The sequence below is a fragment of the Pseudoalteromonas sp. SA25 genome, assembly GCF_011378705.1.
GTDB classification, from domain to species: domain Bacteria; phylum Pseudomonadota; class Gammaproteobacteria; order Enterobacterales; family Alteromonadaceae; genus Pseudoalteromonas; species Pseudoalteromonas arctica.
In genome coordinates, this window is sequence record NZ_WTKV01000034.1 from 18081 (window position 1) to 32014 (window position 13934).

General features: G+C 40.7%; 10 protein-coding genes and 1 pseudogene. 7 read left to right on the forward strand and 4 right to left on the reverse strand.

What is annotated here, in order from left to right; all coding sequences use genetic code 11:
* Position 1 precedes the first annotated feature (1 nt).
* Together leuC and leuD are read left to right on the forward strand one after the other, a co-directional pair.
* Positions 2-1402 (forward strand): 3-isopropylmalate dehydratase large subunit, encoded by a 1401-nt coding sequence (gene leuC / locus GQR45_RS20095; RefSeq protein ID WP_101217610.1) that lies wholly within the window; start codon positions 2-4, stop codon positions 1400-1402.
* The gene (gene leuD / locus GQR45_RS20100) at positions 1402-2001 is read left to right on the forward strand and encodes a 3-isopropylmalate dehydratase small subunit (protein ID WP_010555450.1); all 600 of its coding nucleotides are present in this window, start codon (positions 1402-1404) and stop codon (positions 1999-2001) included. Before leuC ends, leuD begins: the two co-directional genes overlap by 1 nt.
* 93 nt (positions 2002-2094) lie before the next feature.
* On the opposite strand, the gene GQR45_RS20105 is transcribed toward leuD, so the two are convergent.
* Positions 2095-3594 (reverse strand): DUF3360 family protein, encoded by a 1500-nt coding sequence (locus GQR45_RS20105; RefSeq protein ID WP_007582201.1) that lies wholly within the window; start codon positions 3592-3594, stop codon positions 2095-2097.
* A gap of 418 nt (positions 3595-4012) precedes the next feature.
* On the opposite strand from GQR45_RS20105, the pseudogene GQR45_RS20110 reads away from it, so the two are divergent.
* Positions 4013-4998 (forward strand): annotated as a pseudogene (locus tag GQR45_RS20110) (hypothetical protein).
* A gap of 86 nt (positions 4999-5084) precedes the next feature.
* On the opposite strand, the gene GQR45_RS20115 reads toward GQR45_RS20110, so the two are convergent.
* On the reverse strand, positions 5085-6710 hold the full coding sequence (locus GQR45_RS20115; protein WP_165726854.1) for an endonuclease: 1626 nt from the start codon (positions 6708-6710) through the stop codon (positions 5085-5087).
* Positions 6711-7013: 303 nt separating this feature from the next.
* Here GQR45_RS20115 and GQR45_RS20120 point away from each other — a divergent pair, with 303 nt between their 5' ends.
* The 4 genes from GQR45_RS20120 to GQR45_RS20135 all read left to right on the forward strand — a co-directional run bounded on the left by GQR45_RS20120 (position 7014) and on the right by GQR45_RS20135 (position 12029).
* Positions 7014-8828: an assimilatory sulfite reductase (NADPH) flavoprotein subunit gene (locus GQR45_RS20120; protein ID WP_165722252.1), complete on the forward strand. Its 1815-nt coding sequence runs from the start codon at positions 7014-7016 to the stop codon at positions 8826-8828.
* 61 nt (positions 8829-8889) lie between these two features.
* Complete coding sequence (cysI, locus tag GQR45_RS20125) at positions 8890-10587, forward strand: assimilatory sulfite reductase (NADPH) hemoprotein subunit (protein ID WP_007582193.1); 1698 nt, start codon at positions 8890-8892, stop codon at positions 10585-10587.
* Positions 10588-10630: 43 nt separating this feature from the next.
* The gene (locus tag GQR45_RS20130) at positions 10631-11371 is read left to right on the forward strand and encodes a phosphoadenylyl-sulfate reductase (RefSeq protein ID WP_007582191.1); all 741 of its coding nucleotides are present in this window, start codon (positions 10631-10633) and stop codon (positions 11369-11371) included.
* Positions 11372-11480: 109 nt separating this feature from the next.
* Entirely contained in the window at positions 11481-12029 is a 549-nt protein-coding gene (locus GQR45_RS20135; protein ID WP_010554783.1) for a DUF4124 domain-containing protein, read from the forward strand.
* Here the strand turns inward: GQR45_RS20135 and GQR45_RS20140 are convergent, their stop codons facing one another.
* The gene (locus tag GQR45_RS20140; protein WP_007582187.1) at positions 12030-12284 is read right to left on the reverse strand and encodes a hypothetical protein; all 255 of its coding nucleotides are present in this window, start codon (positions 12282-12284) and stop codon (positions 12030-12032) included. It lies immediately after the preceding gene.
* 369 nt (positions 12285-12653) lie between these two features.
* Positions 12654-13894, reverse strand: a protein-coding gene (locus tag GQR45_RS20145) for an IS3 family transposase (RefSeq protein WP_240920078.1) whose coding sequence is annotated in 2 segments (ribosomal slippage) — positions 12654-13531 and positions 13531-13894 — 1242 coding nt in all. Because the reading frame shifts where the segments join, the coding sequence is not laid out codon by codon here.
* Positions 13895-13934: the final 40 nt, after the last annotated feature.

Sequence of the window (13934 nt, forward strand, 5' to 3'; positions counted from 1 at the left end):
AGTGGCCCAAACGTTATACGAAAAAATTTGGCAATCACATACCGTTGCCAGCATAAACGAGCAAACCGACTTACTTTATATTGACCGCCATTTAGTGCATGAAGTTACTTCTCCGCAGGCCTTTGCAGGTCTACGTGAAAAAAACCGTACTGTACGTTGCCCAGAAAAAACCTTTGCAACGATGGATCATAACGTATCGACTAAAAGCCGATCACTTGATGCCGCAAGCGAAGTATCTAAAAATCAATTAATGGCGCTTGATAAAAACTGTAAAGAGTTTGGTATTGTGCTTTACGATTTAAACTCAATTAATCAAGGTATTGTGCACGTAATGGGCCCAGAGCAAGGGATTACTTTGCCTGGCACAACCATTGTATGTGGCGATAGCCATACCTCTACGCATGGTGCGTTTGGCGCATTAGCGCATGGTATTGGTACGTCTGAGGTTGAGCACGTATTAGCAACGCAAACGCTACAGCAAAAAAAGGCGAAATCGTTAAAAATTCAAATTAACGGTGTATTGCGTCCAACGGTTACGGCTAAAGATTTAATTATGGCGGTAATTGGCAAGTTAGGTACCGCTGGTGGCACAGGTTATGTAGCAGAGTTTTGTGGTGCAGGCATTGAAGCACTTTCAATGGAAGCCCGTATGACGCTATGTAATATGAGCATAGAGATGGGTGCAAAAGCGGGTTTGATTGCATCTGACCAAATTACTTATGATTACCTAAAAGGTCGTCCGTTTGCACCTAAAGGCGCAGATTTTGATGCAGCCGTTGAATATTGGGAAACTTTAAAAACGGATGAAGGCGCACACTTTGATTTAGTTGTTGAGCTAAATGCCGACGACATTCAGCCACAAATTACCTGGGGCACAAGCCCAGAGCAAGTAATTGGTGTTGATGAGTGCATACCCGATCCAGATCAAGAACCAGATTTAATTAAAGCCGATGCTATTCGCAGCGCACTTAAATACATGGATTTAAAAGCGGGCGATAAATTATCAAGCGCGAAAGTAGACACGGTATTTATTGGCTCATGTACAAATAGCCGCATTGAAGACTTGCGCGCTGCTGCAAAAATTGTTGAAGGCAAACATGTTGTTGCCGGCATAGAGGCGTTAATTGTACCGGGCTCTGGCTTAGTTAAAAAACAAGCCGAAGACGAAGGCTTAGCCGATATTTTTAAAGCCGCTGGCTTTGAATGGCGCGAACCGGGTTGTTCTATGTGTTTAGCGATGAACGATGACCGCCTAGGAGCAGGCAAGCGTTGTGCATCTACTTCTAACCGTAACTTTGAAGGTCGCCAAGGTCGTGGTGGGCGTACTCATTTAGTTAGCCCTGCAATGGCCGCAGCTGCTGCAATACATGGTCACTTTGTTGATATTAGAGGAGAAGCCTAATGAGCGTATTTTTTAGTGGCTTAATGGCCCCACTTGATAAAAACAATGTAGATACTGACCAAATTATCCCTAAGCAGTTTTTAACATCAACTAGCCGCGAAGGCTTTGATGCGGCATTGTTTTATGATTGGCGTTACCTAGATAACGACGAGCCAAACCCTGACTTTATTTTAAACCGCCCATGCTACCAAGGCGCGCAAATATTATTAACGCGCGACAACTTTGGTTGTGGCTCATCTCGTGAGCACGCGCCATGGGCGCTGAAGCAATATGGTTTTGAAGTGATTTTAGCTGAAAGCTTTGCAGATATTTTCTTTAATAACTGTGGTAACAACCAAATGTTAGCCATAGCGCTACCTGCCGATACGCTTGAGCAATTGTTTGTACTTAGCGAGCAGCACGACGATATTAACATTGAAATCGACCTTGAAAATCAAACACTAACAAGCAGTAAGTTTGCACCAATTAGTTTTGATATTAGTAAAGAGGTAAAAGAACGTTTGTTAAGTGGTTTAGACTTTATTGGTGTAACCGAAACGCTAAACCCACAAATTGATGCGTTTGAAAAACAACTAGCGACTGAGCGTTCTTGGCAGTAATTGCTTAACCGTGTGTATTAAAAATCACGTATTAAAAAGCACGGCAATTGCCGTGCTTTTTTGTGGGTAAATATGAGATGTGGTAGCTAAAGGTTAATGCCTAAAGTCAGCCATTAACGCCGGTATACCAGGTAACATACCTACAATTGCCATTACAGTGGTAAGTAACACAAACATAATAAGTGGAATCACCCAGCGGCTCATTTTAGTTAACTCAGCGCTGCGCTCTTTACAGCCAATCAGCCCTAAGTTATCAAGTAGCATAGTAAGTGACCAACCAAAAGCAGGATTAACTAAGGTCGAAGCAAATACCACAATAGCGGCTGATTGCGTCGTTTTACCTTCGCGCGTCATTTCCATGCCAGCCTCAAGTAACGGGATAAACACCCCAACAATAAGCGCTACACACAATACAGGCTGCCAAATCGCTAAATCCATAGGGTAACCCCATAAACCAGCAATAATACAAAATAATGCTGTTAAAATAGCGCCAGCAGGGATAGGGCGCTTAGCAATAGCGGCAGGCACAATATAAGTCCCCCAAGAGGAGGCAAAGTTAGCACCACCGGCAAGTGAGCCAAATGTTTGTCTAACCGATGCACTTAGCATGGTGTCGTCGATATTCATTTGTACTTTTTCGGTGCGTTGCGGATAGCTTATTTTTTGAAATACTTGATGGCCTAAAAAATCAGGAGACCACATAGCAACGGCGAGCACTGCAAATGGGAGTACAACAACAAAGCTTTCAAGTGTTGGTAAACCTAGCATCCAACCCGTGTTTTCGCCCCACCAGTATGCAGGGTTCATATTTGGTAAACCCGGTGCAGTATGAAACTCAAACGGTGCACCTAAGGCAAAGGCAACCACGCCACCAATAAGGCAGCTTAACGGCACGGCTAACCAACGTTTTTTAAAGTGCTCTAACAGTGCATATAGTAAAATGGTGGCTAAAATAACAATAAACGCAATGTGTGCCATATCAATGGCTTCAGCCCAAGCAAACAGCTTTTTAACTTGCGAAATAGTACCAATAAAGCCTAAATAAATGAGCAGCCCGCCACATACACCTTTACTGGTTAGGCGCGCGAGCATACTTCCTCCCTTGGTTATGGCCAAAATAAAACCAAAGGCACCAATGAGTAAGCCAAACGCCATAGGGTGACCGCCAGCAGCAACAACAATAGGAATTAACGGAATAAGCGGGCCGTGAGTACCAGCTAAGTTGGCCGTGGGTAAAATAAAGCCTGAGAATAAGATGATAAAAATAGAAACAATGAGTAATTCGTAACGTACATTTTCTAAAACAAACGCATCACTTAAACCAAGAGGCGCTGCAAATGTAGCTGCAATAGCACCCACCATAACGACTTTACCAATAGTGCCCGCCATTGCAGGAATGGTGTCTTCAAATTCAAATCGGTAATCTCTAAACGGTAAATTAGGACGCCAGCGCTTAGGCTGCATAATTTGTAATTCATGTTCGAGATACTCGTCGCGAGTATTAAACTCTGAACTCGGCTTGTGAAGTTGCTCGTAGCTTTGAGCATCCTTGTGCGTGTTTGATGGTGCATCACCGGGTGGTGTAGTTTGCATGCGTTCTCCTGCAACATTGTTGCTTAATCAAATAAATACGGCTTTTGTTAAAGCAAATGAATATTGAACATGCAGGGTAAATCAGCTCTTAGGCTGGGATGTATAGGCAAAAGGTCGTGCATGGTTGTTTTTAATACAGTTAATCTGACAATCAGCTTTACGTTAAAAATTATAAAACTACACAAAATGATTTAAAATCATTATAAATCAATGGCTTGTTTTTATTTTTAAAGAGTTTGATCACTGTTTATAGCGGGAAATAGTGTTAATGGCAGGTTATTATCCTTTAGTCTTAGTGGTTGTAAAAATCGCTTAGTTTGAAAAGCTTATTGGTAGCAGCCGTTAATTTCGTTTTATTTGTGGTGAAATAATACTTCTGTTACTTTCGGATTGTTAATAACAACAATAAAGAATAGAGATGCAACTCAACTCCCCTAAATCAATTGGTATTTTACTTGGTACGCTTTACGGCATATTTATGCGGCTGTTTGTAGAGCTAGTCAATGCTTATAATTTAGGTAGCTTAGTCTCTATATCATTTATGTTTTTAGTGCCTGTTGCTATTGGCTATATTCGTATTCACTTTGAGTACAACGAATCAAAAACATTAACTAAAAGGCAAATGATCACGATTGCTTGGCAGCCTATTTTTGTTTTTTATTTGTAAGTGTAATTACTTTACTTGAAGGGAGCATTTGTGTGGCAATGGCTTTGCCTGCTTTTATGTTTTTTGCCAGCATTGGTGGGTTACTTGCGGGCTTTGTTAGAAAACGTAAAATAAAAAAAGCGAATAGTTCTTTATTATCAATCGCGTTGTTACCTATATTGCTCTCACCTATTGAAGTTAACTTTTTACATTTATCAAAAACATACGAAGTAACAAATTCAATAGCTATTAACGCGCCCATCAATGTTGTGTGGCAGCAGTTAGCTAATGTGAGTGACATAAAACCACAGGAAGTGCCTTTTTCACTCACTCAATTAATTGGTGTACCAAAGCCATTAAAGGCAAGTATGAATGCTAGCGGTATAGGCGCTGTTCGTACAAGTACTTGGCAAAAAGGCGTTGTGTTTAAAGAAGTAATAACCGACTGGCAACCAAATAAACAGATGCTTTATAGATTTGATATAGACCCAGATGCTATCCCCGATGACGCACTCGATAAACACGTAAAACTAGGCGGTGAATACTTTTCACCTCTTTACGGTGGATATGGGTTAAGTGAAGATAAAAGCGGCAATACGATTTTAACGTTAAAAACGACCGTGCAAGATAATACAAATTTTGGTGTTTATTCGCGAATATGGGGTGAGGTGATATTTCAAGATTTTCATTACACACTTTTAACGTTGATGAAAAACAGAGCTGAAAAATCACTTATCGCAGTTGCTTCTTATAATTAGCTTAAAGCATTGTGTTTATAAAAATATTACACGCTAAAAGGTAAAGCCTTTGCATTTGCAAAGGCTTTTGTTTTAACTGCTAACTTTTACCAGATCATTTCTACAAATTCAGGGTGGTCGATATACGGATTACGATTACCTTGAAATTCAAAGGCTGCTTGGTTACGGTCAAGTTCCATTTGGCTTACAGGATCGCTGTTATGCCAGTTAAGCAGCATGGCTACAACCCAGCTTTCAAATACTTTGTTGCTTGAGCCATTAAGTACCGCATTGCTTGAAGTTGTTTTAGTTTGCCAAGTGCCTATTACATTTTCGTAGCGTGTTGCCATATAAAAATAAGCGCGAGCAAAGTCACCTTTAAATTCGTCAATTGGCTCAAATACAGTACCTGAGTAATTTAATGAACTTGCGGCAGAACCTAGTTTACTTCCGTTAGTTGATGTAAATGAAGCGCTTGCTACTTCACCAAATGGGAAGTTACTACGTTTTGAGTTTACATAACCGTCGGTTGCGTAAATATGATGCACATCTGAGTTCATTGGCTCAATAGTGCCGCCAAACCAGCTTTTAGGAAATGAATGCTCACGGTTGTAACAGCCGCCTTCTCCACTATAGTTACCACATTGATCGCTCACCGCAGCATAATTGTAGCTGTCAGAGCCGTTTGGTTTTTCGCTATACATATCTAAAATGCTGTTATCGTTTTCAAAGTATGTATCACGTACAGATGAGTCATAAAAACTCCAAATAGCTGAGTAACCCTGTGCATTATGATCTTTAATAATATTATAAAGCTCAGTTTTTAGTGCATAACCCGATAACCCTTGAGCAGTAACATAGTAGCCAGTGGGTGTTGGGTTGCTCCCGCCGCCATCACCAGAGCCACTGCCTAAAGTAAATGCCGTGCTGTCTGTATTACTAAAACTTGCACCGCTAGCAAGTGTGGTAGAGCCTTGCTTAAGCGCATAACTGCCATTACCTGTTGAACAACACATGCCATCGCCGTAGCTGTCGCTAATAACAAGTGTGTAAGTACCATCAGTTAGGCATATTTGCTCATCATACTGAGTGTTTGATGCGTAACCACTGCCGTTAGCAACAGCGCTACCTTGATTGTTATTAACGGCCCAACTAGTTTCGCTACCGTAATTATCGGTATTAAGCGTTAAAGTAAGGCTATTGTCGGTACAGCTTGTTGATGCGCTGCCATCAGCGTTTGGTAAAAAGTTATCTACGTATACGGTTTCGCTGCCATCAAATCCACTTACATCGTAAAACCTTAGGCCAACACTAATTGTTTTATTACTGCTTGCTGTATAGCTATGGCTAACTGTTTGCCATTGGTTAGTTTGTGCTTGATTTGAATAGCCTTGATAACCATCTACATACAAGCGAGCTTTAATTTTACCTTCGGTGTGGTAAACATCAGCCGAAAAGTTATAGGTTTTACCTGATTTTACAGCAACTTGTTGTAGTAAATCAGTGTTACTTTGCGATCCTGTTGTTACATTGACAGCAGCAGAGCTACTACCGCTTTTAACTGTACTGGTTGAGCGCGTTAAGCTGATTCCGCTATCAATAGTGCTCCAAGAACTAGGTGTATTGCCAGTCCATTGTTCAAAGCCGCCATTAGCTACATTGGCCATTACAGGTAATGAGCCAAGTAACAATGCGGTACTAAGTAGTTTATTTTTATATTTCCCGTGTAACATGGTTGTTCCTATTTTTATTTTGAATGAGGAATATACCCTACATTAGTTAGGTTACAAAATTGTTAATTTAAAGTACTGTAAAAAGCAATAATCGCCCTTTAATCTGTTTTTGAAGGTATTTTTATAAATTAATAACTAAATGGAATATCAAAGCAGATTCTATTCTTTTTTTATCTATGCAGAGCCCGTTATCCTACATACTTAGAAAACCTCAACAGATACGCTCTGGATGAGGTAAAACTCATTTTTAACAATACACAAAGTGTGTTGTGTTTAATTTTCAGGGTTATGGGGAATCGATTCATGTTGTTAGGTCAACTAAATGCTGCGGCAAGCCCGCTATCGCAAGATCAAGTACAAAAGCTGCAAGGTTTAGTGGCTGAACTTAATCCAATTCAACAAGCGTGGGTAAGCGGTTACTTAGCTGCAAATGCTAATTCGGCTGCGTTAGGTGCTCCTACGGCAGGCGTACCGGCTGCGGGTGATGCAGCAGCGCTAACTATTTTATATGGTTCGCAAACAGGTAACGCAAAAGGTGTAGCTACCAAAATGAAAGAGCAGGCTGAGTCGCGAGGCTTAGCAGTTAAGCTTGTTAGCATGTCAGATTACAAACCAACAGCCCTGAAAAAAGAAAAGTTTTTAACTATCGTTGTATCTACTTACGGCGAAGGTGAGCCACCAGAAGACGCAGAAACACTTCACGAATTTTTAGCCACTAAAAAAGCGCCAAAACTAGACGATGTAAAAATAGCGGTTATTGGCTTAGGTGATTCTAGCTATGAATTTTTCTGTCAAACAGCAAAAGATTTTGAAGAACGTTTAAATAAACTCGGTGCACAAACCATATATCAACGTGCTGATTTAGATGTAGATTACGAAGATGAAGCTGCAACATGGATTGCCGGTGCAGTTGATGCATTCGAACCTGATTTAAAAGCGCAGCAAGAAGCCGCTGGTGGTCAAGTTGTATCAATGCCATTTGGCGCACCAACGACCGCTTCAAGCCAATACACAAAGCAAAATCCATTTGAAGCAGAGCTATTAACAGTTCAAAAAATTACCGGTCGCGACTCAACTAAAGATGTACGCCACGTTGAAATTTCGCTTGAAGGTTCAGACATTACTTACACACCAGGTGATTCGTTAGGTGTGTACTTTTTAAATGATGATGTATTAGTTGATGAAGTACTTACACTTACTCAAATAGATGCAACAAGCATTGTAAAAGTAGGTGATGAAGAGCTAAGCGTACGTGATGCACTTATTGAAAAACTAGAGCTGACTCAGTCATACCCAGGTTTTGTAGAAAAATACGCAATAGCAACTGGTACGCCTGAATTATTAAAGCTTGTAGAAGATAAAGCCGCAATGCGTGCGTATATTGAACCTCGCCAAATATTTGATGTAATTCGCCAAAACCCTGCAAAAATTGATGCGCAAACATTAGTAGACTGCCTACGTAAACTACAAGCTCGTTTGTACTCAATTGCATCTAGCCAAGCTGAGGTTGAAGACGAAGTACATTTAACACTAGGTCTAGTGCAGTTTGATGCATTTGATAGCGAGCATTTAGGTGGTTGTACTGGTTACTTAACTCGTCGTGCAGAAGAAGGTTGTAAAGTTAAAGTATTTAGCGAACACAACGACAATTTCCGCCTACCCACTAACGATGATACACCTGTGATTATGGTTGGTCCTGGTACGGGTATTGCGCCGTTCCGTGCATTTTTACAAGAACGTGATTCGCGTGAAGCACAAGGCAAAAACTGGTTGTTTTTTGGTAACCCACATTTCACTCAAGACTTTTTATACCAAGTAGAAATACAGGGTTATTTAAAATCGGGTTTACTTAACAAAGTAGATGTTGCATTTAGCCGCGATCAAGCCGAAAAAGTATACGTACAAGATAAGTTACGCAGTAACAGTAAAGACGTGTTTGAATGGTTAGAAGCTGGCGCTCACTTTTATATTTGTGGCGATGCAAATCGCATGGCAAAAGATGTACACAACGCCTTGCTTGATATTGTTAAAGAAAACACAGGCAAGAGCAATGAAGACGCAGAGCAATATTTAAAAGATTTGCGTAGCGCAAACCGCTATCAGAAAGACGTGTATTAACCACGTTTCTTATTTTATTTAGCAGCTAGCAGCCGTCACTGTAACAAATTTAGGATTTAAAATGAGCGAACAAGATAAAAACGTAAAACTTTCTGATAACGAACGTTTGAAAAGAGAAAGTAACTTTTTACGTGGCACCATAGAAAAAGATTTAACAGACGAAATTACCGGTGGCTTTACAGCCGATAACTTTCAGCTAATTCGTTTTCACGGTATGTATCAACAAGATGACCGCGATATACGTGGTGAGCGCGCTAAGCAAAAGCTAGAGCCGCTACATAATGTAATGTTACGTGCACGTATGCCTGGCGGTATTATTAAGCCAGAGCAGTGGTTAGCAATCGACAAGTTTGCAGATGACAAAACAAGCTACGGCAGTATTCGTTTAACAACGCGTCAAACGTTTCAGTTTCATGGAGTGTTAAAGCCTAATATTAAAGGCATGCACCAAATGCTTGATAGCGTAGGTATTGACTCTATTGCTACAGCGGGTGACGTTAACCGTAACGTGCTTTGTACTACTAACCCAGTTGAGTCTGAGTTACACCAAGAAGCTTACGACTGGGCTGCAAAAATTTCTGAACATTTATTACCAAAAACGAAAGCGTATGCCGAAATTTGGTTAAATGGCGAAAAAGCAGAAACCACAGAAGAGCCAATTTTAGGATCTAACTACTTACCGCGTAAGTTTAAAACCACGGTGACTATTCCACCTAACAACGAAGTTGATGTGCACGCTAACGATTTAAACTTTGTGGCAATTGCTGATAACGGCAAACTTGTTGGTTTTAACGTATTAGTGGGCGGTGGCCTTGCCATGACGCACGGCGATACAGCAACTTATCCGCGTAAGGCTGATGACTTTGGCTTTATTACGTTAGAAGATACCTTAAAAATTGCAGAGCATGTTGTATCTGTGCAGCGCGATTGGGGTAATCGTTCAAACCGTAAAAATGCAAAAACTAAATACACATTAGACCGTGTAGGCGTTGATGTATTTAAAGCAGAAGTTGAAAAGCGCTCAGGCGTTACGTTTGCACCAAGCCGTCCGTTTGAGTTTACTCATCGTGGCGACCGCATTGGTTGGGTTGAAGGCATTGATGGTAAGCACCACTTAACGCTATTTATTCAAAGTGGTCGTATTTTAGACTACCCAGGCAAGCCGCTTAAAACAGGTTGTCGTAAAATCGCAGAAGTTCACCAAGGTGACATGCGTATGACGGCAAACCAAAACTTAATTATTGCTGGCGTACCTGCAGATCAAAAAGCCGTGATTGAAGAGATTGCACGTAGCCATGGCCTGATTGACGACACAGATTCGCAGCAGCGTAAAAATTCTATGGCGTGTGTTTCACTGCCAACGTGCCCACTTGCAATGGCCGAAGCAGAGCGTTACTTACCAAGCCTAGTAGAAAAAACTGAAGCATTACTTGCTAAGCACGGTATACCCGATGACAGCATTATTATGCGCGTTGTAGGTTGCCCGAACGGCTGTGGCCGCGCAATGCTTGCAGAAGCTGGTTTAGTGGGTAAAGGCCCAGGTAAGTACAACGTTTACTTAGGTGGTAATTTAGAAGGTACACGTATTCCTAAATTGTACCTTGAGAACGTAGGCGAAGACGTTTACCTAGAAGCATTCGATAAGCTCATTGGCCAATGGGCAAGCGAGCGCAATGACGGTGAGTGTTTTGGTGACTTTGTTATACGCAAAGGCATTGTTGCTGAAGTAAAAGTATCAGTAACCGATTTTCACGCTTAATTAAATACCAGCGCTTTGGCGCTGGTGAGGTTTGGAATTTACCATGAGTGAATTTAAAAACATTTTACAGCTAGATAAACAAAGCCAAACGGCTATGTTAGCTGATGCTAATGGTTTACTAGCGAATATGAGCGCAGAACAGCGTGTTGCATGGGCGCTTGATAACTTGCCTAATACGGCTTTTTTATCATCTAGCTTTGGTATTCAAGCGGCAGTAATGCTGCATTTAATGACCTCACAACGTCCAGATATTCCCGTTGTATTGACCGATACAGGCTATTTGTTTCCTGAAACGTATCAGTTTATTGAGCAGATGAGTGAGCGTTTATCACTTAACTTAAAGGTGTATAGAGCGCCGCTTAGCCCAGCATGGCAAGAGGCTAAATTTGGTAAACTATGGGAGAAAGGCGAAGACGGCATTAAGCAATATAATCAGCTTAATAAAGTAGAGCCGATGACCCGTGCGTTAAAAGAAATAGAAGCGGGCACGTGGTTTAGTGGTTTGCGTCGCGATCAATCATCTACACGTGCTGATAAACAGTTTGTAGAAATTAGCCGTGGTACCGTTAAAGTGTACCCGATTATTGAATGGTCTAACCGCGACGTGTATCAGTATCTTACCAAGCACGATTTACCTTACCACCCATTATGGGAGCAAGGTTATGTGTCGATGGGAGACGTACATACAACACGTAAGTTAGAACCAGGAATGACAGAGGAAGAAACTCGCTTTTTTGGTTTAAACCGAGAATGCGGACTACACATGGATGGTGACGGTATTTAACGCAGCTTCGGCTGCGTTTTTATTTTTTTATTAGGGTACAAAAAATTGCCTAATTAAGTATTTTTTATTAGACTCAAGGCAATAAAGGATTAATTAAAGCAGGAACGCTATGAAATACTTTACCTACTTAGCTATATCAATCATGGCTATTGCGGTCATCTCTTTGTTTTATTTAAAAAAGCCCGATGGTCAAACATGGCTTTCTGCATCATCAATTAGCAGTGAATCTCAGCAAATTAAAGAAAAAATGGTTGCGCTATCTAGCAATACTTTGGACCAAGCAGTGCAGGGCGTTAAGCAAGCTGGCGATAAAATTGCGAGCAGTATTTCTGATGAACCAATGCCTGAAAGTACTACCTCAAGCAGCAAAATTTTTAAGTGGCAAGATGAAACAGGCCAATGGCACTTTTCTGATACACCTAACCCGCATGCAAAAAGTATTGAAGTAAAACTCGATCCTAAAGATATTACTGTTATTGCTGCAGAAGACACATCTATTTTAAATACCTCTCCAAGTACAAATACAATGTCGGCTGCACCAGAGGGGATCAGTATTTTGAACCCAGACTCGGTTAAAAAGTTATTTAATGATGCCGAAAATGTAAAAGACAAACTAGAAAAACGTAATAAAGAAATTAATAATTTAAGTGCACTCTAATTATTTAGAGTGAGTGCTTTTATGGTTTTTTAAATAACGTTTTTCGGCTTCCATCAATAATACGGTTAAATATATTTTAGTGGGAAGCGACAGCAGTACACCTACAGCAATGCATGCCGCGGCTATAATTATTCCTTTAATACCATGATTAACAGTGAAGTAACTCGACACAATTAAAGTGTGGCCAGTCACAATGAGGCACAACCCAAGCACTATTGATGTTTTAAGCAGCCTAATTATCATCGTTTGCGACATAGTTACCTCACTAAGAGTAGCCCTAGGGCCTGTTTATCTTTCGAGGTTAAATTTGCAGCAGTGTGTTTGGTATTTAGGCAAGGCAGAGCCTATGTAGTGTGGTTATTCCCCATGAATAGGCGATAACGTGGAATAAATGCCAAACATGCGCTGCCCGAAGGGTTCTGCCTAGGGGCTATTTACTCTTTGTTGCTCGGTTTTTACTTAGCCCACTAGGTTACAAACCTCACGCCGCGATTAAATAGCCCCTAGGTTGAACAAATTTTAATCCTGAAAGGTCAACAGGCCCTAGTGTAGGCACGCTTTAAATGCTTAGCATTGATTTAAGACAACAAACAGCATGTCCCGTCCTAAAATACGTTGACGGTTTTAATTGAAGGCCAGTAGCTTTTGCTCCTGGCTTTTTTTGTGCACTTGGTTTGGTGTTTTCATTCCCAAACTCAAATGCGGCCTCATTTCATTGTATATTAATATTGATTCTTCGACGAGTTCACGTAGCTCTTTTAGATTTTGGCATTTATAGAGTAAGAACTCCTGCTTCAATATGCCGTTAATACGCTCCGCCAGTGCATTTTGATAGCAGTCATAGCCATCGGTCATTGATGGAATAATGCCATTTTCATTAAGCTTTATTTGATATACCTGCGAGCAATACTGCAACCCTCTATCTGAATGATGAATCGTACTACATTGATACTGACGATTATTGATTGTCATATCTAATGCCTTAACAACATCTGTCGCCTTCATTTCATCACTGAGTTCATAACCCATAATTTTGCGACTATACGCATCAGTTACTAGCGATAGATAGTGAACACCTTGCTCTGATTGAACATAGGTTATATCGCTTACAAAAACCTCTTCTGGCCGCGATGGTTGCACATCTTTTAGCAAGTTAGGATGCTTTTTCATCCAATGTTTACTAAAAGTAGTTTTAATGTAACTACGCTTAGGTTTAACCAATAAACGTTCATTTTTCAAATAACTAAAAAAAGCGTCTCGACCTAAACTTATGCCTCGCTCTATGAATTTTGGTTTAAGTAAAAAATACAACTTTCTTCCACCTAAGCGCGGCATAAAACGTCGTATTTCCAATACCATCGCTTTAACTGGTGCTAGTTCAATAGCACGCAGTTTAGCTCTGCTCTCTCGTTGATATATCGCTTGTCTCGTTATACCAAGCAGCATGCAAGCACGTTCTAAGCTAACTATTTTTTGCTTTTGAAGGCTTCTTGCTCCTTGGCAATATACTTTTTTCGAAGGCTTGTTCCATGCTCAGCGTCAAGGATATTAACCACTTCATTGAGTAACAGGTTACGTAAGTGCTCATCTTCAAGCTCTCGCTCGAGGCGTTTTATTTTTTGAGCGGGACTTTCTTTGGCTTTAGGTGATGTAGGCATAGTTATCTTAGGTGATTGAGTCCAATCCATCTTACCGTGTTTTCTTAACCAAGTAAGCACGGTAGAACGACCTTGTATGCCATAAATTTTTTGGGCTTGTTTATAAGTCATATCGCCTTTTTCTACAGCGTCGACAACTTGTAATTTAAAGCCTAATGAATAATCTCGTTGTGTTCGTTTGATCGGTGTATTATTTGACTTGGTCATAATAAATCCTAAATGTGTAAACACATTTCAGGACGAGACA